The following is a 20,116-nucleotide window of genomic DNA, read 5'->3' on the forward strand; positions in this document are numbered from 1 at the left end:
AATTTCCTGCCGCCTCCCGATCAGCCACGCCACCATGCCTCCCCGCGTCGACGAAGAGATCACCTTCCGCAAGCTCGAAGTGCTGCTCGCGTTCATGCAATGCGGCAACTTGGCCAAGGCGGCCGAGGCGCTCGACATCAGCACGGTCAGCGTCCATCGCGCGCTGCACTCGCTCGAGAAAGGCATGCGCTGCACGCTGTTCCGCCACGAAGGGCGCAGCCTGACCCCGACCGACGCGGCCCAGGTGCTCGCCGAGGTCGCCGGCGAAGTCATCAAGACGATGATCGACGGGATCCGCGCGACGCGCGAAGCCGCTGGGTACGGTTCGGAACATCTGAAGATTGGGTCGCTCTACTCGCTGACGATCCGCGCCGTGCCTGAAATCGTCACGGTCATCAAGAGCCGGCGCCCCGATCTGCAGGCGGAACTGATTCTCGGCTCGAACGCCGACCTGCTCGACAAGCTCAAGCGCGGCGCGATCGACGCCTCTCTCATGGCGGTTCCTTCATATGATTCGGAGATCGAATCGATCGAGTTGTTCGAGGACGAAATTTTCTTCGCAGCGCCCATTGGCTCCGCATACGGCCAACACGACGCGATCGACCTGCGCCAGTGCCGCGACGAGCCCTTCGTTTCGTTAAGCGAAGGATTCGCGACGTCCGGGGACTTTCTTGAAGCGTTTCGCATTGCGGACTTCACGCCAAACGTCGTAATGAAGGTCAGCGACATCTTCTCGCTGATCAACCTCGTCAGCGGCGGCGTGGGCTATACGCTGCTGCCGGGGCGCGTGCGCGACCTGTTCGCGCACAAGATCATGCTGATCCCGCTTTGCGCCGAGTACGACATGCGGCAGACCATCGGCCTGAGCTTTCTGCGCCGGCGCGAGCGCGACCCGAATCTGCTCGCGCTCGCGACCGTGTGCCGGCTGACGATCAAGGGGCAGCAGGCCAGCTGACCCGATTGCACGAATACACGATGCGTGCCGGGTAACGTGCCTCCCGCCCCTGTTCATTCAGATAGGTGTCGGACCGCGCGCGGTGCGCTACAGTGTGTCTCAAGGGCATACCCCGTCGCCCTTATCAGGTCTCCTCGTACTTCTGCCCGCCTTGAGCGGGCTTTTTTCTGCTCAGTCCGCGGCGAAATCGCGGTCGGTCTGCGTGCGATGAATGCGAACATCGTATTGCGGATAAGGCACGCCAATCTGATGCTCGTCCAGCGCGGACTTGATGTTCTCCACCAGATCGAAATAAACATCCCAGTAGTCCGCGTTATTCACCCATACGCGCACCACATAGTTGAGGGACGGTGCCGCCATTTCCATCAAGCGAATCGTATTGCCCAGGTTATGCAGAATGCGTACATCGCGCTGCACCACCGCCTGCAAGACGCTCTTCACGTGCTTGACGTCGGTGTTATAGGCAACGCCCACCGGAATATCGATGCGGCGGTACGGATGGCGGGTGTAATTGACGATGTTGCCGCTGATGATCTTGCCGTTGGGCACCACCACCACCTTGTTATCAGGCATGCACATGGTGGTCGAGAAGATGTTGACCTCTTCGACTGTGCCAGCAGCGCCGCCCAGATCGACATACTCGCCGGCCTTGAACGGGCGCAGCGCAACCAGCAGAATGCCGGCGGCGAAATTCGAGAGCGATCCTTGCAATGCGAGGCCAATGGCCAGACCCGCCGCGCCAATGACCGCAATGATCGAATTGGTTTCCACCCCCAGACGGCCCAGCGCGGCCACCACGGTAAACGCGATCAGTACATAGCGCAGGAGGTTGACCGAAAACTGTATGACGGTCTTGTCGACAGCCTTGCGGTGGAGTATTCGCCGCAGCATGCCGGCCGCCACGCGCGCAAGCGTCATGCCCAGGAACAGGATGGCGATTGCGCCCACAATCGCGAGCACGCCTTTCGCGATTTCCGCTTCGTTGTTTGTAACCCAGTCGACCAGGTGCTCGACTGCGGTAACGAATTTAATCTCAACCATGGTTGTTCACCCCATAAGCTCACGCCAACGGCGAATCAGTGTCGCATCGACATGGGGCGTACACCATCGGGGTATCGGGCAATCCATGCAATTGCCCATTGCGCATTGCTTATCACCTGTTACTCGCCAAACCACCGCCTGTAGATAGCGTCATACGTGCCGTTTTCCCGCAACTCGAGCAATGCGCTATCGACCTTTCTGCGCAACGGGCTATCGACCGGATACACGAACGCAATATCGGACCGGTTAATCGAGGGGCCAACGACTTTCACGCGACCCTTGCCTTCGTGGTTCGCATAGTAGAGCAGGGCCGGCCCGGCGAAAACCACCGCATCGACCTTGCCGCTCTCAAGCGCCGCGTACATTTCCGATGGCCGCTGGAATTCCGCCACGCGCGCGCCGCGATTGTGCAGATAATCCACCGAAATGGATCCGGCTATGGTCGCGACCTGTCGGCCCGGCAAATCGTCCGGACCGTTGATTGAGCCTTTGATTTTCTGGACGGTTAAATCGGTCGTCAATTGCGCGGTATAAAACGCGACAAACACGAGACCCACGAACATGAGCAAAACCGCGGTCAGTCGAGCGAGCCATTGGCGCGGCGCTTCTTCCGCCTGGGTCAGCAGCGTGGTGGCCGCCCAATAAATCGCCTGGAAAATGCCCGGGAAATACTTTTTGCTGGAAATGATGCCGTCTTCGCCGCCCCGGTCGAGAAACCAGGCAATGTGCGCGGGAATCAGAATCAGCACGAGGCCGGTGGCCAGCCAAGCCAGCGTCGTGGTCGATCCCAGCAAATGGAACAACGCGAATATTGGACCCGACACGGCGCCATCGGCCGTATCGCCGGTGTCGCGCACCAAGATCCGCTGCCCCGCGGTGAGCACAGGCGTGGAAAAGTCGAATGCCTGATCGCGCTCCCAGGTGACGAACTGGGGCATCGCGAGATCGCATTGGCCGTTCTGCAAACAGTCGTTCAGCACCGCCGTACCTGAAACGACTTGATACTGCGTCTGGACTTTCAGGCGTGCCGCAACGGCATTCCAGATGTCGATCGTGAAGCCCGTGAGCTTGCCGTGCTGTTCGATGACACCCGGCGGGATTACCGCGACGGAGAGACGAATGACGCTCGCGTGGCCCTGCGCGAACGCGGGCGTGGCCCACGACGGCAATAGCCCCGCCACGAAGAGCAGAGCCGCACAGCGCAGCGCCAGCGCTGCCAGGATGTTTCCGGACATGATGACTCCATGCTGAAATCGAGGGCCCGTCCCGCGCCCCCTCAGAGCATGCATGAACGCTTAGAACCTGAACGTTACGTTGGCGCTTGGGCCGTTAAAGCGCAGCGTCTGCACCAACTGATCGCCCGAGCCATAGAAGGCCAGATATCGGTAGGTCAGACTCGCGTCGCCCCACTTCCATGCGTAGCCCACCCCGCCCGACGCCTGCCACGTGAACCGCGAAGTGCCGGCGCCGATGTCAAGGTAGTACGGCACGAACCAGCGGCCGTCGCTGCTCAGCGAGACGCGCCCGCGCACGCCGGCAAAGCCGTCGAAGATGTCCTGGCTCGGCGACACATGAATACTCGTACCCACCCCCGAACCGCCGTTCACGTCGCCGGAAGCCCCGCCGTCCAGGGTCTCCTGCACGCCTAAATAGCGCATCCCCACGATGGCGTCGATGTTGCCCCACGGCCTCTGCACCACGGTACGGCCGCCGCCCACCTGAATCAACTGGCCCTTCAGGCTCGTTTCGAAGTCGCTTTGCGTGCCGGCCGAACCGAGCGAGTTGCTGAACGTGTTGACGTTGCTCCTATGCTGGCCGAACTTCAGGAAGATCATGTCGCCAAAAACGCTCCACTCCCCTTTGCGTGCTTCGCCTTGCAAAAACATCGCGAAGCGCAAGTTCTCCAGATAGTTATACGGCCCGGTAGAAGCGTCGGCGCCGCCGCCAGGCAGCGTGAAGCGCATCGTGCCGCCCACGTTCGGCAGCCACAAATAAGGGGTAATCGCGAACTGCCAACCCGTTCCTGCATCGATGGGCGCGGGAGCCGGAGCCGCCGGGAGTGAATCCGCCGTGGCGGGATTGACTGAAGCTGGATTTGCCGGAGCCACATCCGCAGCAAAAGCCGGCGCGCAAACGCCGCCAATCAAACAAGCGGCAATCAAGTTGGCAGTACGACTCATGAAACGCTCCGCCTTGTCATAATGAGCCAACTTTTCAATACCATCCGCGTTCTCCATTCCCATTGCATTTGCCATTGCTCCACTTTCTCGGGAGCCTAAATAGGCGTAGAAGCTAGCATGAACCGCGCGATTTGACTGGCCCGCCAAAAAAAATGCAACACCCCTGAACGCCCGCCAGATCGCCAAAGCCTTGTCGCGTGTACGATGCAAGCACGCATTGCCCAAAAGGGCGGGCGCATTGCCCCGAATACCAATGGCGTTTCAGTGCACAATCGTTCGACGCTTTCCAATTATTTGCGTCCATGGCGATGGCATGCGAAATATGCATCCAGACAAGAGCACACAGAAATTGGCCACCAGGAATCCGCGCGTCTCCCGCAAGCTGCGGCTGCTATCGCCGTTGCTGCTCGCCATCGCCACGCTCGCGCACGGCGCAGACGACACGTTCCGCTCCAGGTTCTTCGATCCTGAAGACGGCCAATTCGACCTCAGCGAAATGCTTCTGCACCACAAGGGCGTGCTGCCGGTTCCGACCATCATCACGGAGCCCGCGATCGGCTACGGCTTCGGGCTCGGGCTGCTCTATTTCACCTCGGCCGCCGCCAAGGCGGACGAAAAAAAGGCCATGGGCACGGATAGCGCCGCCGGCGCCGACACCGGCGAAGCGGACGACACCGCCGACTCGCAGCCCGATAAGATGAAGCCGCCCAACATCACGGGCGTGGCCGGCATGTACACGAATACCGACAGTTGGGCCGCCGGCCTCCTGCACTTTCACACGTGGGACGATGACCATATCCGTTATCTCGGCGTGCTCGGCAAGATCGATTTGCACCTGAACTACTATGGGCCGCGCGAGAACGCGAACGCGTACCAGTTGAGCGGCCTCGGCACGGTCCAGCAACTGTTGTTCCGGCTCGGCGACAGCCCATGGTACGTCGGACCTCGCTACACCTTTTTCAACGCGACATCGCGCTTCGATGGCGCCGTTCCCGACACCATCCGCAATTTCGAGCGCACCCTGAATGTCGGCAAGGGCGGCATCGTCGTCGACTACGACACGCGCGACAATATTTTCTATCCGCGCAGCGGCACCTATGCGGAACTCGAAGCCGAGATCGCGCGCGGCGCGCTCGGCAGCGACCGCTCATTCGAAATGGAAGCCCTGAGGGGCTATCACTGGATTCCGTTCTCGTCGAAATGGGTGCTCGGGCTGCGCGCCGACACGGGCTTCTCGCAAGGCGATATTCCGTTCTTCGCACAGCCCTACGTGAAATTGCGCGGCGTTTCGCAGGCCAAGTTCCAGGACAGCAATCAGCTGACCGCGGAACTGGAACTGCGCTATTACCTCACGCCGCGCTGGTCGGTGCTCGGCTTCGGCGGTGTCGGGCGGGCCTATGGCAACCTGCACTCGTTTTCCGATGCCCCCACGGCCTTTGGCGTCGGCACGGGTTTTCGCTACCTGATTGCGCGCAAGCTCGGTCTTACGATGGGTATCGACATCGCGCACGGCCCCGGCCAGAACGCGTTCTATATCCAGGTCGGCAGCGCATGGCGCTGACGACCCGTGCGCGGGATTCTGTGTTGCATTCAGTGCTGCGGTTTGCCTTCGGGGAACAGGAACGTCACGATCATGCGCGCGCCCCAGCCATGCGGCCCGCTGTCCGGGCTTGCTGCCCAGTACCGCACGCCCGCGCCAATGCTCACGGGTTGCCCGCCGATCTTCAGCAGCTTGCTCACAGTCCCGTTGATGGGTGTAGACCAGCGGTGACGCTCCCAGTCATAGCTCGACTCGGTATTCAGCCCGAAGGTCCACGCATCGGCCGTGGTGTAGTTCAGGAACGGCTGGATGAACGTCGAGCTCACACCGGGCCGGTTGCCGTCGCCGGCGAACGACCAGACGTGATTCGCCAATGCGCCATAGGTCCAACCATGGTTCTGCCACAGCAGCACCGCCGTGGGGCCGGCGCCCCACTTGCCGCCGCCCAGCAGATTGTCCGTGGCCGTGGGCACCAGCAGCGCAGGACCGACGCCCCAGATCAGGCCGCCCGGCCCCGGCTTTTGCGGCGAGAAAAAGAAGCTTTGCAGCGTATCGCCGAGCCCCGTCTGCGATCCCGCTCCAGGCACCACGTCATGCTGGGACGCCATCGGGAGAATCGTGCGGGAAATGAGATTCCAGTCCGCGTTCAAGTGAAACGGAATGACCGGTTGGACATTGACGTAGTATTTGTCGCCGTCGCGGGCAGGACCGATATTCGAATCGTAATTGAATTGCAGCGGCGCGCTGATCAACGCCGCGACGGGATTACTCAACTGCTTGGCAAGATCTTCATCGCTTTGTGCAAATGCGGACGCGCTGGCCAACGCCGCAACCATGAGGGCTGCGGTTTTTTTCTTCATCATTTCTTCAAACCTGCTTACAGTTTCACTGGTAGCGAAGTCTCGTACAATATTCAAGCCGCAACCATTCGGGTTCGGGGCAATTCGAATATCCCAAGGGGAAATTCACGCCCGCATTCAATCAGCCAGAAAGTCGAAACGCGCCTACGCCCCATGCCCTCGTCGCCTCCCACGAATCACAGTTGGACGTTGCGTCCAGTCACGCGCGAATTATGGATGCGCAAGTTACTGGCCCTGCTGACGGTGCTGGTCGCGGCGAATACCTTCATTAACGCGTGGCAGTCGTGGCACGACTTTCGCGCCGCGGACCTGCAGGCCGCCGAACAACTCACCGCGCAAACCTCGCTGGTCGCGCGGCTCATCGAGGACCGCCTTCACGATCTCGACGGCATGATGTCGACTACCCAGGCGCTCGTCGACGAAGGCAAGGCTACCAACGATGCGCTGAGCGATCTCACGCAAACGTTGAAGATGTCACTGGGCGACTCCTTGATTGCGGTATTCGATGCGAACGCTCGCGTGGTGGCCGCTTCCCGCCCCAACGCGCGCAACGAGATTCCCGGGTTCGACGCGATCTTCGCGCAGGTGCGCGCCGCTGCGTCCGCGCGGCTGTGGCTGCCAGTCGTGTGGGGCAACCGTGGCGCGCTGGTGGTCGCCGAAAAGCACTTCAATGCGGCTGGCCAGTTCGATGCGCTCACCATCCATCTCGTGCCGCTCGAACAGCACATGTTCGAGAATGTGAAGCTGATTCCCGGCACTGCCCTGCTTCTGCGCGACAACGCGCTACGCGTCGTCGCGCGGATCCCGCAGGTGGAAGGGGTGGCCGTCGGGCAACAAATCGATCGCGACGAGAATTCACGTGCTGGCCCGATCGAGGGCACGTTTTATGCACTGTGGCGGCGCGATCACACCGAGCGTCTCGTTGCACAGCAGAGAATCGGGCTCGGGTCGGACTCGGCGTACTGGACACTCGATCTGGGCTATGCCATCAGCACCTTCCGCGACAGCCTCTGGGCGAGCTTCTACATCAATCTTGGCGCCACGGCGCTCTTGCTCGTGATGCTGGCCGGCGGCTTTGTCCTGATTGGCCGGCAGAGGGACCTCAACAGCCGCGTGCAACGCCATGTGAGCACGATTTCGACCATCGTGGAAAGCATGCCGACGCCCGTTGCCGTAGTCGATGCAAAGTCGCAGCGCATCCTGCTTGGCAATGACGCCTTGCTCGCCGTGTTCGGCACCCTGGCCGACAAGGGCCAGCCCTTTGCGCGCCTGCTGGTCGATGACGCGAACTGGGCGCGCATGCAAGTCGAGGACACCAAGGAGCCCGCGCCGTTCCAGACGCGTTCGGGCGTTCGCCACATGCTGGTTCACTGCACGAGACTTCCAGCGCTGGAGAACCCGGGCGACGGCGATCCGCTACTCGTGGTGCTCACCGACATCACCCATCAGCATCTGCTGCTCAAGCAACTGCAAACGGATGCGGACTTCGACCCGCTCACGGGGCTCGCCAATCGCCGTTACTTCGAAAAGGCCGCCGGGCAGGCGGTGGCGCATGCCCGGCGGCATCAACGCCCTCTTTCAGTGCTGGCGCTCGACCTGGATTATTTCAAGCGCGTGAACGACACGTGGGGCCATGCGATTGGCGACCGCGTGCTCAAGGTGGCCTCGCAGGTGTTCGAGAACGCGCTGCGCGAAGACGACCTTGCCGCGCGCATCGGCGGCGAGGAGTTCGCCGCGATCTTGCTGGACACGCCTGAAGAGCGCGCCCACATGGTGGCCGAGCGGATTCGGCATGCGCTGCAGGACACGCCCATCGACCTCGATAATGGCGACACGCTCACGCAAACCTTCAGCATCGGCATTGCCCGTTACGACGCAGCGGAAGACAGTCTCGAAGCCACGCTCAAGCGCGCCGACGCCGCGCTATACGCGGCGAAACACGCGGGACGCAACCGCGTTCAGCGCTGGAGTGCGGAGCTGTAACCGTTTGATGCGCAGCGGACCGGAAGTCAAATCAGAAACTGAGCGCGATCCCGAGCGACGCGCCCGACACATTCTGGCCGAATGCGTAGCGCCCCACGATGCGCAGCCGCGAAAACAGCTTCGTCACGGCCCCTGTATCGATCTCGAGACCGGCGCCGACCGAAGTCAAATGATTGAAGCCGAGAATATCGGCCTGGCTGCCGAGATAGGTCGAATGCGACAGTTCGAGCACGTAGCGCAGCGGCCGGTGCAGCACCAGGAGCCCCGTTGGCGCGCGCCAGCGTGCATAGAGATTGGTTGACTGCGCATTGGCCTCGCCTCGCACGGCAGTCGACGAGCCGAAGCTCTGCAGATAGATGTCCGTGTAGCGCAGTTCGAGATCGAACTCGTAAGGCTCTTTGCGCGGGTACCAGCCGAGCATGAGCGAGCCGCCCAGACCATAGGCGCTCAGCGAGCCGTCCTTGATGAACTGGATGTTCTTGTCGATATGCCGGTTGATCAGGAACTGGGCCGCCGATGCATCGCTCACGACTTCGCCGAGCGAAAAATTGAAGATCGGCCGGATCACCAGAGTCTTGCTCTCGTTGAGCGGGAAATCCCAGCCGATGCCGCCCGTCGCGGCCACGTTGGTCCAGCGCGTCGGCAGTTGCCGCTGCTCCTTGCCGTCCGAGACGAGGAAGGTCGGGTCGTAGCGCGACCCGCCAATCGCGCCTTCCAGATAAAGCGGAAAGCTCTGGCTCAGCGTGAAGCCGCCGCCAAGCTGGGTCATGTTCAGCGCCGGGTTGCCCGTGTTGCCGTTGTTGATGCCCAGCGAGCTCGCGGTCAGATCCGGTGTGACCGTGTAGCTCAGCAGCGCGAGCACGGCGTTGGCGCGCTTTTGCACGTCGGGGCCGGTAAAGGTCGGCAGCGACGGCGCCGCTTGCGCCGTGGCCGCCACGGGGGCAAAGCTCAGCGCGCTCAATAGCAGAGCGGCGCCCGCAACTCGGACGCCATGCAGTCGCCCGCGCCGGGCGCGGGCCTGTCGAGAACCGCGTCTCGACCTCACGGACATGATGGTTTTCTCCCCTGAACACCCAAGCGGGCGCCACATCCTTTCAAGCCGAAAGACATGGCGGTGCCGCCCCTGCGCCGCATTGCGGCCTTACAGGTCCAAATGGGTGATCTTGGTGCCGGAGACCGAGAGGTCGCCCATCAAGCCGCTGTTCGTCAGCACAAAAACTTCGACCGGCTTGGTGGTGGTCGTGGTGTCGATCTGGCCATTGGCGCCCATCTTCACGACGGCAACCGATGCGTCGCCGCCCGCCGACCAGCCCTTGGAGGCGCGGAATTTGTCGAGCGCGTCCTGCGTCATGAACAGATAGACCACGGCCTTCGACTGCACGCCGAGGGTTGCGCCCACCGAAGCGGACGAGAGACCGTAGTAGCCCGTCGTGCTGCCGCCCACGCGCAGTGCGCCGTCGCCGTGCTCGCCGCCAATGCCGATGCCCGCCTGGATCACCTGCGGGAACACCAGCACGCCACGCGCCTTGCCTACGAGCTCGCGCGAGCCGGGCGCCGTTTGATAGAGACGCGAAAGCGTGCCGTCGACGCTCGCGTCGATGGACTGGCGGCGCGCTTCCGTGGAAGCCTGCGTCGACGACTGGCTGCCCGTGGTCGTGCAGCCGGCCAGCACGGTGCCCAGCACCCCGAGGGCAATCGAGGTCTTCAGCATGAAGAGACGTCCGCGCATTTTTTCTCCGATATCAGGTGTGATTGCTCAAGTCGTTGAACGCCGCTGAGGCGGCAAATCTGGCAGCATACGGGAATCGGGGCCAGCTGATTCGCAGGCGTTCCGCAAACGCGCGAAGGCGCTGCGCCCAAGCCCTTTATCCGGAAGTTTCGTATGCGCCGCCACACGATGCCATAGGGGTGCGGGGCAAAGCGGTTGCCCGAAAGGGCAACACCCCTTCCCCAAGCCCGAATGGATACACTGTTGCAATAGGAAAACGATCAGGTCGGAGTCGCCTGCCTGACGCTAACAAAGCAGGTTACGAAGCAGGTAAAAAAGCCGGTAGCAACGCCTGCGCACTGCTCTTGCACTGCGCGCTTTGAGAGACTGGAATCCACCATGTCGAACCACAACTCGACCGGCCAGGCCGGACGGGAAATTCACCTGGCCGCCGCCCTCGGCGCGCTGTTGCTCGCGCTTGCATCGCCGCCCGCCTGGTCGGCACCCGGCGGCTTCCTCGAAAGCACGCCAATGAGCCAGCTCGACAAGAACGACATCGCCGCGCTCAACAGCACCGTGAGTGTGGTGCTGAACACGAAAGACGATGGCGAATCCATTCAATGGAGCCGCCCCGCCACCGCCGATCGCGCCGAGGTGAGCGCAACCATCACGCCCGAGGGCACCTCGATCAAGAACGGGCGAACCTGCCGGTTCGTCGCCGTGACGGTCAATGCGGGACCCCATGCGGTCAAGCTGCGCCCGCAGTTCTGCCGAACCACGCAAGCAGAGTGGGAGCTTCAAGGAGCGCAGTGAGATCAGGCGCCGCGTCGCACGGCGTCCACTGCAAGAAACAACACATGCTGCCCGGGGCCGCGCCATCCGGCATCGCCCCGGGCCAGGCTCAACCCGGCACTCAGAACATGTGCCGCAGGCCCGCCATCACGCCAAGCTGCGTGGTCTTCGCCGCGGCGCTCAAGCCCACGAAGCCCTGCAACTGCGCCCCAACCAGTCCGCCGCGATACATGGCGTAATCGCCTTCGATATAAACATCCGTGGCACGCGACAGGTTGTAGTCGGCCAGCAACTGGAACTGCGTGGCGTTGCCATCGCCGCTCTGATTCTTGCCGTCTTGCAGCGTGCGCCACATATTGGCCGCAACGTGCGTGTTATTGCCGAACTGGTGCGAGATGCCGCCGAAGAACATCTCACGCTCCGAGAACGTGTTGAACTTTAGCGCGGTCAGCTGAGGCGCCGAGAACGGTCCGTTCGGGTAGTTGCCCACGAAACCCTGGTCCTGGCGGTTCATGGCCCAGCCGAAGCTGGCCGTCGTATCGGCGAACGTATACGAACCGCCCGCCGTCCACGCCTTGAAGTGCGCCGAGCTGTTCACGGCATCGCGCGTATCCAGATAGCCGGCCGCCAGCTTCAGCGGAAATGCCGGGATGTACGTGAGCGACGCGCCGATCTGGCTGCCCGCGCCGAACGCGCCCGCCTGGCCGCCGAACGAATACGAAAGATCGACCGTCACGTCGCGCCAGCGCGCGATGTACTTGACCATGTTGCTGGACCACACGCCCTCGGCCATCGCGACTTCGGGGCGGAACTGATACACCGTCGGCAGCCAGGGCGAAGTCACGAAGGTCTTCAGCACGGCATCGGCGAGCGGATTGGTCTGGCGACCCATCGTGAGACGCCCGAAGTTGGGCGACACCAGCCCGACGTACGCGGTGTTGAAGAACGGATAACCAGGATCGCTCATGCCCGAGTTCGGGAAAAAGCGGTTTTCGAGTTGGAACACCGCGCGATTGCCGCCACCGAGATCTTCGGAGCCAAGCATGCCCCAGTTGCTTTCGCTCAGGCCGCCGTTGGAAAGCTGGACCTTGCTGTCGCCGGCCGTGTCCGCATGCGTCGTATAGCGCACCGCTGTGTCGATCAAGCCATACAGCGTAACCGACGATTGTGCATGGGCTGCAGCCGCTGCCCCGCTGAGCGCCACGGCAGCCGTGACGCGCGCCGCCGTTCGGCATTTATTTCGTAGTGCTTTTCTTTTAAGCATTTCTTCCCCGTCAAGACTTTGAGATTATTGGCTGGCGCCGATTTAAATGGAATAGCGTATTGGACGCATATAGCGCAAATAGCGTCCAGACAATGTGGTTATGCGTATCTTTAAGCGGTCAGGCGACGCGCCAGTCGCTCGAGCGAGCGCTCGGGATTCAGTATCTTGAGGCCGCCCACGCCCAGCACGATGAGCAGCGCACCCGTCAGCAGCAGCCCTTGTTCGAAGCCCGCCGCCACGTTGTTGTTCGCGGCGCGGATCATCCAGCCCACCGCCGGCGGCGCAACAATGCCGGCAATCCAGGCCACCGAATACTCGATCGCGAGCGCCGCGCCGCGCTGCTGCGGCGGCACGATCTGCGCGACCATCGCCGGGCCGAGCGAGTAGATGATCGGCGTGGTGGAAATCGCCAGCGCGATCAGCACGACTTTCATGATCGGGCCGAAATCGCACACGGCTGTCGCCACGAGCAGCATGCCACCCACAGCGAGGCAAACGCATACGAAAGCGCCACGTGCGATACGCGAGGGCACGCCGCGCTTCATCAAGCGCTGCGAGAGCGCGGAAAGCACAATCCCAACCGGCGCGCTTGCCACCAGCAGCGCGGCGAACAACTGACCTGCGCGGCGCGGCGCATAGCCGAGACCTTCGCTCAGATACGCCGGCAGCCACGTGAGCACGAGCGCAAGCGTCAGGAACGCCGCGAAGTGCAGCGCGATAATGCAGGCGACCGTACGGTCGGCCAGCAGCGCACGATAGCTGATGCGCGCGCCGCTGTCGGCAACGTTGCGCTCATCCGTGGATTTCGTTGCGCGCGCATCGAGCGGCCCTTCGCGACCCGCCACGAGCCACAGGATCGCCCATGCCAGCCCGAGCGCCGCGAGCACGATGAAGTTGGTGCGCCAGCCCCACTTGGCGTCGATCCACGGCACGGCAATGCCCGCCACCACCATGCCGAGCACGGCGCCCTGCTGGAACACGGACACTGGCAGATTGCGACGCTCGTCCGGAAACCACTTGTAGCAGGCATGAATCGCGATGGGCTGCGCCGGGCCCTCGCCCGCGCCCAGCATCACCCGGCACGCAATCAGCATGCCGAGCGACGAACCATACGCAATCGGCAATTGCACGACGGCCCACAGCAAGGCCATGACCAGCAGCAGCCAGCGCGTAGGCAGGCGGTTCGAGAGAAACCCACCGGCCACGCCGGTCACCGCGAACAGGAAGAAGAAGCTGCCGGCAAGCAGTCCGTACTGCGCTGGAGAAAGGCCCAGCTCTTTCATCAGCGGCGCGGCCACGAGACCGAGCACGACCTTGTCGATAAAGTTGATGGCGATAAGCAAGAACAACATCGCCGTCATGAACCACGCGCGAGCGGGTTGATACGTGGGTTGCATGCCAGAGTTTCCGTGTCAGGGCGCGCGCGCCGCTAAAGCGCCGCCGCGCATATCGAAAGGCCGGTTGCCCGGTTCAGGACCGTGCGCCGAAGTACCAGCGCAGCACCGCTTTTTGCACAATGCCGCCATAAGGCGGATGAAACAGCTCGACGGGGAACCAGCGGTGTTCGGATAGCACGGCCTTCGCATGCGAAAGCTCGCGGAAACCTTCCTCGCCGTGGTAATTGCCGATGCCCGACATGCCGGTGCCGCCGAATGGCATGTCGTGATTCATCGCGTGCCAGCCCCAGTCATTGAGCGTCACGCCACCCGCATGCGTTTCGCGCAGCACGCGCTCGCTCTCGCTGCTGTCCGTGCCGAACCAGTAGAGCGCAAGCGGACGCTCGCCGTTGCGCACCCACGCAATCGCTTGGTCGAACGTGTCGTATTCCATCACGGGCAGCAGCGGGCCGAAGATCTCTTCGCGCGCGATGCGCATCTCCGGGCGAACGCCCGTGATGATGTGCAACGGCACTTGCCGGCCATCGGGCTTGCCGGGTTTGCCGGGTTTGCCCTGTGCTGACGAGCCGCACACCGTGACCGTCGCGCCCAGCGCGCGCGCATCCTCGATCAGCGCGTACATGCGGTCGCGGCTGCGCGTATCGATCATCGCGGTGTAGTCCGCGCCGTCGCCGGCGAGTTTCGCGTACGCGCTCGCGGCGGCCGCCACGAACGCGCCCACGTGTTCGCGCGGCACCATCGCGTAGTCGGGCGCAACGCAGATCTGCCCGGCGTTCACGGTCTTGCCGTGCACGATCTTCCGCGCGGCGCGCGGCAGATCGGCCGAACGCGAAACGATCGCGGGCGACTTGCCACCCAGTTCGAGCGTGACGGGCGTGAGATTCTCCGCAGCAGCGCGCATCACATGCCGGCCCACGGCCGGCGAACCCGTAAAGACGAGATGGTCGAACGGCAGCGCGCAAAAGCGCTTTGCGCACTCGGCATCGCCTTCCACCACGCAAACGAACTTCTCACCCAGCGCTTCGGCCAACATCTTGCTCAACGCGCGCGACGACGCCGGCGCGTACTCCGAGGTCTTGATCATGCAGCGGTTGCCCGCGGCCAGCGCCGTTGCGAGCGGACCTAGCGCGAGATAGAACGGGAAATTCCACGGCACCACGATCCCGACCACGCCCTTGGGCTGATACTGAACCCGTGCGCGATTCGTGGCGAACAGCAATTCCGTGGAGCGGCGCGAAGGCCGCATCCAGCGCCGCAGATGCTTGAGCAAATGGTCGATGTGGAGCAGCGAAGGCAGCAGATCCACAAGCATGGTTTCGGCGGTGGCGCGAACACTGAAGTCTTGCGTCGCCGCTACCGCGCATGCGTGCGCATGCGTGCGCAACCCTTCGCGCAGCCGGCGCAACGCATTGCGCCGCTGCTCATACGAGGGAAAAGGCGTTTCCGCAAACGCCGCGCGCATCGCCGAAAAGCGCTTGGCGATCTCGTCGCTATCGCGCGTTGCGTGTGGCAATTCTTGCTCTGTAAACTTCATTTGATTCGCTCTACTGTATATCGGAAGATCGATGCCGTTTAAACCGGCACGTCACCGATGACCGTCGCGCGCAGCATGCGCCGGCGCGCCGGGAAATAGTCCTGAATCGCGTAATGCTGGGTGGACCGGTTGTCCCAGAACGCAATCGTGTTCGGCCGCCACTTGAGGCGCACCTGATACTCGGGCGCGGCAGCCTGGCGGAACAGGTATTGCAGCAGGTCCATTTCGGCGAGGCGGAAGTCGAAGCCAAAGCGCACTTCGTTTTTCTCCATGTAGTTCACCAGATGGGTGGTGAACGCCTCGTTCACGTAAAGCACGCGCTCGCCCGATTCGGGGTGGGTGCGCACGACCGGATGAATCGCGGGCGGGAAAGCGGCACGACGCGCGTCTCGCTCCTCGGGCGTCATGCGCGTGCCGAATGCGGGCAGCAGATCATGCACCGCGAACAAACCTTCCAGCGCATCGCGCGTGGCTTCGGGCAGCTTCGCATACGCGGCCGCCATGTTCACCCAGATCGTGTCGCCGCCGACCTTGGGGCATTCGATACAACGCAGCATCGAGCCCATCGAGGGGCGTGCGCGCCAGCTCACGTCGGAGTGGTAGATATTTTCGCGGCCGGGGATCTTGCCGTCGCCGCCGAGCACGACCAGCTCCGGATGATCGGGATGATGCGGAAACACCGGGTGCACTTCGAGCTCGCCAAAGCGGCGCGCCAGCGCGACTTGCTGCTCCGCCGTGATGTCCTGATCGCGGAACACCAGCAGCTTGTGCTCGACCAGCGCAGCGCGCAGCGCAGCGTACTGGTCGTCGTCGAGCGGTGCGGTGAGGTCGATGTTGCCGATCTCCACGCCGATCGAGGGCGCGATCGGCTCGACGCTAAACGAAGTCTTCAGGACGCTCGAGCGCACGATCGAAGCGCTTTCAGCAAGGGGGTTCCCGACTGCTTGCATGACTCTCTCCAGAATGATTCAATTCGCCGGCGTTAAAAGATACCGGCGGGTATCGTTTCAAAGGATGCTATCGGGTATCATTTGGTGGGTCAACCAAGGGTTTTCCCATGCCGAATCCAATCGCTCAACCCGATCCACCGCTGTCCGAGGCTCTCGAAAGCGGGGACGGATTTGTCGCACCGCGCTACCGCAGCGGCCAGCGTTCGGCGGATGCGTTGCTGGAGGCCGGACGCACGCTGCTTATCGATATCAGCTATGAGGCGCTAAGCATCAACGATCTATGTAGCGAGGCCCATCTCACCAAGGGCGCGTTCTATCGCCGCTTCGAAAGCAAAGATGCTTTTTTTCATGCCTTGCAACGGCTCGCGCTGGACGACGCGCAACGGGTCCAGCAAGAGTTGGTGGATGCGATGGCATGCGCTGGCGGCACGCCGGCGACGCTCGCCGAACGCGCGCATGAAGTGGTCGAGGCAATGCGTTTGTGGCATTTGCGCCACTGTGGGGTGATACGCGCGTCGCTGCAGCGGCGCGATCACACGTCGGACGGTTGGCAACCCATCAAGGAGTTCGGGCGCGGCTTCGTGATGGATGTGAGCGCGCATCTGCTGCGCTTGCCCGAGCTACGGCGCAGCAGGCGCGCTGGCGAACGCTTGCCCATGGCGTTCCAGGCAATGATCGCCACGATGGTCAATGCTGCGCTCAACGATCCGGGGCCGCTACACCTCGCCGATGCAGCCATGACCGACGCGCTCGCCGAAATGCTGACGCTTTACGTAGCGAACAGCGCGGCCGATACGGCAAAAAAGAGCGCATCGGGCGCGGGTTCCAAGAAGACCTGATTACACGAATTGACCGGATTGCGCCGGTCGCGCGGATCGCCTGCGTGCCGCCTCAGCGCGCAACGCCGTCCATCGGGGCCGGAGTATCTGACACGTCGCCCTCGGGCGGCGTGTGATGGTTGCCCTCCACGAGCGGCAGCCAGACCACGATCTCGGCACCTCCGCCTCCGCGCAGCGCGGCGCGCACGCGCCCGTCGTGCGCTTCAACGATGGAGCGCACGATCGACAGCCCCAGCCCCATGCCGTGCGGCTTGGTGGTATAGAACGGCTCGAACAGCTGCTCGGGGCAGGAGACGCGAAAACCACTGCCGCGATCCGAAACCGCGATTTCAACGCCCTTGCCCACCTGTCTCGTCACGAGGGTCAGCACCCGGTCGGCAGGGGCCGAATCGTGCATGGCGTCCATCGCGTTCACTGCGAGATTGAGCAGCACCTGCTGAAGCTGAACGTGGTCGCCCATGACCTCGAGATCTTCAGCCGCGAATTGCGCATCGATGCGAATCGCGCGCCGCCTCGCTTCGGGCTCGAGCAGCGGCAGCGAGTCCTTGAGCGTGGCGTCGACCGGGATCGGCGAGAACACGATGCTCTGCTTCTGCAGCAAGGCGCGCAGGCGCTGCACGACGTCGTTGGCCCGCAAAGCGTCGCGTTTGACGTCGGAGAGAATCTCCTGGAGTTCGCCCACGTCGGCGTGCTGCGAAGTCACGATCAACTCGGCAGCGTCCGCGTTGCTCAGGATCGCCCCCAGCGGCTGGCCAACCTCGTGCGCGATCGAAGCGCTCAACTCGCCCGCGGCGGCAAAGCGGGCCGCGCGCGCGAGTTCGTTGCTGCGCGCAGCGGCCTCGGCCTCGGCATCGCGCCGTTTGCGGCGCTGCGCGAGCAAGGCGACGATGGTGAGCGCCTGCGCGATCACCACCGCCAGCAGCGTCAGCATCGTGCCGCGATACTCGCGAAAGATCGACGGCGGGAAATTAACCAGCTGGCAGTCGGCGGGCAGGCTCGCGACCGACAAGCCAAAACGCTCGAACTCGGCTACGTTAGCCACGCAGTGCGACGGCATGGGCGGCAGCGCGACGTTCGTGAATTTCCCGCCGTTGCGCAGGATCGCGACTGCGGTTTTCCCCGTATTGGTGCCGTTTTCGGCCAGATCGTAGACGACTCCGGCGGTAATGCCGCCCTCGATATAAGTGGAATACCAGCCATAGATAGGCGCATGGCTCGCCCGCACCATGGACGGCAGAAGCTGATACGGAAAGTAGCGATGGCCTTCCTTGTCCCGGTAGACGGTCGTGTAGATCACCACGTCGTCTTTCCCGAGTCCCGCGAGCCGCTTCTCCATCTCGCCCAGCCCGAGCCCCTCCCAGCGTTCCACCGTGGTCCAGCGCCCCGGCTCGCGGTTCGCCGTGCGGATTACGCGATCGATCATTTCCGTATCCACGTCGGTCACTCCGCCCACAACGACGAGGCGGTGCGCCCGAGGCTGGAGCGTCCGCGCGAGCGCGAGCGTCTTGCCGACGTCGGTGCCGAACGGCATCACCGCGATTTCCGGGGGCAGCGTGCGCCCGACCATCCAGTTTTCCGCCACGCTCGAAAACAAAACAGGCGTGCCGGGCCAGAGCTTTGCGCGATGCTGCAACACGAAGTCGGCGGCATGTGTGCCGAGCACGACAATGAGATCGATGCGCTGTCCCTTGTACTTCTTTTGCATCAACGCGAGGAATTCCTGCGTGAGGTCCTCGTCGCCAAAACGGAATCCATCGATCGAGTCGAGATAGACCTCGGCGCCGCCGGGCATTTCGGCGTCGAGCACGCTGCGAATGGCCCGGATCTGCACGAACACCGCGGGCTGGCTGGGATCGGCGCCGGTCAAAAGCAGCACGCGAGCGGGTTCGGCTGCCACGGACGCCGTGGTTACGCCCAGACAGCAGAGCAAAAGCCCCAGACGGATCGCGTTCGCCAGCAGCACAGCCACCCCACGCACCGATGCGTAAAGCCTCCACCGCACGCCAGGCACGCGCAGCGCTTCAACGGGGTATTCGAAGGCTTTTTCCATTCGGACGGTAATGGCTATTACTGCGGGCGGCAATCGCGCTGAACTGCGTGATGCCCCATGCCGGAGCAGCGCGGAAATGAGGCGATCGGCATCGATCACGCCGATCGCGTAATGTTAATTGGATATTGGCCGTTGTCCAGTTCGATCCAGGGACGAAACAAACTAATTGACTAATTGACTAAATGCGCGGCAACGGCTAGTAGCAACGAAATACCCGGAATAAGTCGTGCCAATACTCGTTTCAGCAGTCGAAACTTCGCCGCAATTCCATGATTGCCGAATAGCTTATTCCACATGGCAATTAGCGGCGCGCCGGCGAGAGTCTTTCGGCGCATCGAGCGCGAATACTCGCGCTGCGGAAAACAAAGCGGATTCGCGCGCCGGCGCGCGCGAAAAGACGCTATTGCATGAGCGGCATGCTCACCGCCGATTCGGCGCGGCGCAGCAATTCGGCCAGCGAAGTGGCCTCGAACTTTTGCATCAATCCCGCACGGCAACTCTTGATCGTACGCTCGGAGAGCCCGAGTTGCGCGGCGATCTGCTTGTTGCGCAGCCCGCCGACGATGCCGCGCAGCACGGCCTTCTCGCGGTCGCCGAGGTCGACGCAGGGCTGTTCGACAGGCGGCGGCATCTCGTTCGCCGGCCCGTGCAGCGCCGCATCGAGCGCGTCGAACAACGTGCGCCGGTCGAACGGCTTGAGCAGGAAGTCAACGGCGCCCGCCTTCATGGCCTTGACCGTTCTGGGAACGTCGCTATAGGCGCTCATGAAAACCACGGGCAGCGCGCGCGGATGGCGCAACAGCGCCTGCTGGAGTTCCAGCCCGCTCGGCCCGCCCAACTCGAGATCGAGCAGAATGCAACCCGAGCGCGCGTCGGGTTCGCTGACGAGATACTCGCCCGCGGACGCATAATCGCGCACGTCATAACCGGCGCCGTGAAGAAGACGTCTTAATGCAACTCGCATCGACGCGTCGTCGTCAACAACGTGAATCACCGTATTTTTAGGCTCGATCACGGCTCTCT

At 62.8% G+C, this 20,116-nt stretch carries 17 protein-coding genes; 5 read left to right on the forward strand and 12 right to left on the reverse strand.

The features are described from left to right. Positions 1-34: 34 nt before the first annotated feature. The gene (locus HV773_RS12570) at positions 35-955 is read left to right on the forward strand and encodes a LysR family transcriptional regulator (RefSeq protein ID WP_129564126.1); all 921 of its coding nucleotides are present in this window, start codon (positions 35-37) and stop codon (positions 953-955) included. A gap of 171 nt (positions 956-1,126) precedes the next feature. On the opposite strand, the gene mscS is transcribed toward HV773_RS12570, so the two are convergent. The 3 genes from mscS to HV773_RS12585 form a co-directional block, all read right to left on the reverse strand. Then, on the reverse strand, positions 1,127-1,996 hold the full coding sequence (gene mscS / locus HV773_RS12575) for a small-conductance mechanosensitive channel MscS (protein ID WP_129564125.1): 870 nt from the start codon (positions 1,994-1,996) through the stop codon (positions 1,127-1,129). Between the two features lie 119 nt (positions 1,997-2,115). After that, on the reverse strand, positions 2,116-3,231 hold the full coding sequence (locus HV773_RS12580; protein ID WP_160113497.1) for a transporter substrate-binding domain-containing protein: 1,116 nt from the start codon (positions 3,229-3,231) through the stop codon (positions 2,116-2,118). Positions 3,232-3,291: 60 nt separating this feature from the next. Next, the gene (locus HV773_RS12585) at positions 3,292-4,251 is read right to left on the reverse strand and encodes a hypothetical protein (RefSeq protein ID WP_129564123.1); all 960 of its coding nucleotides are present in this window, start codon (positions 4,249-4,251) and stop codon (positions 3,292-3,294) included. Between the two features lie 274 nt (positions 4,252-4,525). Between HV773_RS12585 and HV773_RS12590 the strand changes: the two genes are divergently transcribed. Then, positions 4,526-5,737: a BamA/TamA family outer membrane protein gene (locus HV773_RS12590; RefSeq protein WP_227875455.1), complete on the forward strand. Its 1,212-nt coding sequence runs from the start codon at positions 4,526-4,528 to the stop codon at positions 5,735-5,737. Between the two features lie 29 nt (positions 5,738-5,766). Here HV773_RS12590 and HV773_RS12595 read toward each other — a convergent pair whose 3' ends face one another. Further along, complete coding sequence (locus HV773_RS12595; protein WP_129564121.1) at positions 5,767-6,579, reverse strand: transporter; 813 nt, start codon at positions 6,577-6,579, stop codon at positions 5,767-5,769. Between the two features lie 213 nt (positions 6,580-6,792). Between HV773_RS12595 and HV773_RS12600 the strand changes: the two genes are divergently transcribed. Then, positions 6,793-8,559, forward strand: a complete 1,767-nt coding sequence (locus HV773_RS12600) for a sensor domain-containing diguanylate cyclase (RefSeq protein ID WP_227875454.1) — start codon at positions 6,793-6,795, stop codon at positions 8,557-8,559. Between the two features lie 31 nt (positions 8,560-8,590). Here HV773_RS12600 and HV773_RS12605 read toward each other — a convergent pair whose 3' ends face one another. Together HV773_RS12605 and HV773_RS12610 are read right to left on the reverse strand one after the other, a co-directional pair. Further along, a complete protein-coding gene (locus tag HV773_RS12605) occupies positions 8,591-9,520 on the reverse strand; it encodes a hypothetical protein (protein ID WP_343052342.1) in 930 nt (309 codons plus the stop codon). Between the two features lie 180 nt (positions 9,521-9,700). Next, positions 9,701-10,288 carry a BPSL1445 family SYLF domain-containing lipoprotein gene (locus tag HV773_RS12610; RefSeq protein ID WP_129564119.1) on the reverse strand — a complete coding sequence of 196 codons (588 nt, stop codon included), beginning with the start codon at positions 10,286-10,288 and terminating at the stop codon, positions 9,701-9,703. 378 nt (positions 10,289-10,666) lie between these two features. Between HV773_RS12610 and HV773_RS12615 the strand changes: the two genes are divergently transcribed. Further along, positions 10,667-11,080 (forward strand): RT0821/Lpp0805 family surface protein, encoded by a 414-nt coding sequence (locus HV773_RS12615; RefSeq protein ID WP_129564118.1) that lies wholly within the window; start codon positions 10,667-10,669, stop codon positions 11,078-11,080. A 100-nt stretch (positions 11,081-11,180) separates the two neighbouring features. Here the strand turns inward: HV773_RS12615 and HV773_RS12620 are convergent, their stop codons facing one another. From HV773_RS12620 to HV773_RS12635, 4 genes are all read right to left on the reverse strand, one after another. Then, complete coding sequence (locus HV773_RS12620; RefSeq protein ID WP_129564117.1) at positions 11,181-12,323, reverse strand: porin; 1,143 nt, start codon at positions 12,321-12,323, stop codon at positions 11,181-11,183. Between the two features lie 110 nt (positions 12,324-12,433). Further along, complete coding sequence (locus HV773_RS12625; protein ID WP_129564116.1) at positions 12,434-13,720, reverse strand: MFS transporter; 1,287 nt, start codon at positions 13,718-13,720, stop codon at positions 12,434-12,436. A 73-nt stretch (positions 13,721-13,793) separates the two neighbouring features. Then, entirely contained in the window at positions 13,794-15,254 is a 1,461-nt protein-coding gene (locus tag HV773_RS12630) for a coniferyl aldehyde dehydrogenase (RefSeq protein WP_129564115.1), read from the reverse strand. Positions 15,255-15,292: 38 nt separating this feature from the next. Beyond that, entirely contained in the window at positions 15,293-16,204 is a 912-nt protein-coding gene (locus tag HV773_RS12635; RefSeq protein WP_129564114.1) for a TauD/TfdA dioxygenase family protein, read from the reverse strand. A 107-nt stretch (positions 16,205-16,311) separates the two neighbouring features. Between HV773_RS12635 and HV773_RS12640 the strand changes: the two genes are divergently transcribed. After that, on the forward strand, positions 16,312-17,043 hold the full coding sequence (locus HV773_RS12640; protein WP_129564113.1) for a TetR/AcrR family transcriptional regulator: 732 nt from the start codon (positions 16,312-16,314) through the stop codon (positions 17,041-17,043). 52 nt (positions 17,044-17,095) lie between these two features. On the opposite strand, the gene HV773_RS12645 is transcribed toward HV773_RS12640, so the two are convergent. Further along, positions 17,096-19,093: a sensor histidine kinase gene (locus tag HV773_RS12645; RefSeq protein ID WP_129564112.1), complete on the reverse strand. Its 1,998-nt coding sequence runs from the start codon at positions 19,091-19,093 to the stop codon at positions 17,096-17,098. Positions 19,094-19,493: 400 nt separating this feature from the next. Next, positions 19,494-20,108, reverse strand: a complete 615-nt coding sequence (locus tag HV773_RS12650) for a response regulator transcription factor (RefSeq protein WP_227875452.1) — start codon at positions 20,106-20,108, stop codon at positions 19,494-19,496. Positions 20,109-20,116: the final 8 nt, after the last annotated feature.

Source organism: Paraburkholderia caffeinitolerans (assembly GCF_902859945.1).
Lineage (GTDB): Bacteria > Pseudomonadota > Gammaproteobacteria > Burkholderiales > Burkholderiaceae > Paraburkholderia > Paraburkholderia caffeinitolerans.

Coding starts and splice junctions, on each gene's coding strand:
- HV773_RS12645 (WP_129564112.1), bottom strand. CDS start 19,093: ATGGAAAAAGCCTTCGAATACCCCGTTGAAGCGCTGCGCGTGCCTGGC.
- HV773_RS12635 (WP_129564114.1), bottom strand. CDS start 16,204: ATGCAAGCAGTCGGGAACCCCCTTGCTGAAAGCGCTTCGATCGTGCGC.
- HV773_RS12570 (WP_129564126.1), top strand. CDS start 35: ATGCCTCCCCGCGTCGACGAAGAGATCACCTTCCGCAAGCTCGAAGTG.
- HV773_RS12620 (WP_129564117.1), bottom strand. CDS start 12,323: ATGCTTAAAAGAAAAGCACTACGAAATAAATGCCGAACGGCGGCGCGC.
- HV773_RS12580 (WP_160113497.1), bottom strand. CDS start 3,231: ATGTCCGGAAACATCCTGGCAGCGCTGGCGCTGCGCTGTGCGGCTCTG.
- HV773_RS12630 (WP_129564115.1), bottom strand. CDS start 15,254: ATGAAGTTTACAGAGCAAGAATTGCCACACGCAACGCGCGATAGCGAC.
- HV773_RS12600 (WP_227875454.1), top strand. CDS start 6,793: ATGCGCAAGTTACTGGCCCTGCTGACGGTGCTGGTCGCGGCGAATACC.
- HV773_RS12585 (WP_129564123.1), bottom strand. CDS start 4,251: ATGGCAAATGCAATGGGAATGGAGAACGCGGATGGTATTGAAAAGTTG.
- HV773_RS12625 (WP_129564116.1), bottom strand. CDS start 13,720: ATGCAACCCACGTATCAACCCGCTCGCGCGTGGTTCATGACGGCGATG.
- HV773_RS12615 (WP_129564118.1), top strand. CDS start 10,667: ATGTCGAACCACAACTCGACCGGCCAGGCCGGACGGGAAATTCACCTG.
- HV773_RS12610 (WP_129564119.1), bottom strand. CDS start 10,288: ATGCGCGGACGTCTCTTCATGCTGAAGACCTCGATTGCCCTCGGGGTG.
- HV773_RS12640 (WP_129564113.1), top strand. CDS start 16,312: ATGCCGAATCCAATCGCTCAACCCGATCCACCGCTGTCCGAGGCTCTC.
- HV773_RS12595 (WP_129564121.1), bottom strand. CDS start 6,579: ATGATGAAGAAAAAAACCGCAGCCCTCATGGTTGCGGCGTTGGCCAGC.
- mscS (WP_129564125.1), bottom strand. CDS start 1,996: ATGGTTGAGATTAAATTCGTTACCGCAGTCGAGCACCTGGTCGACTGG.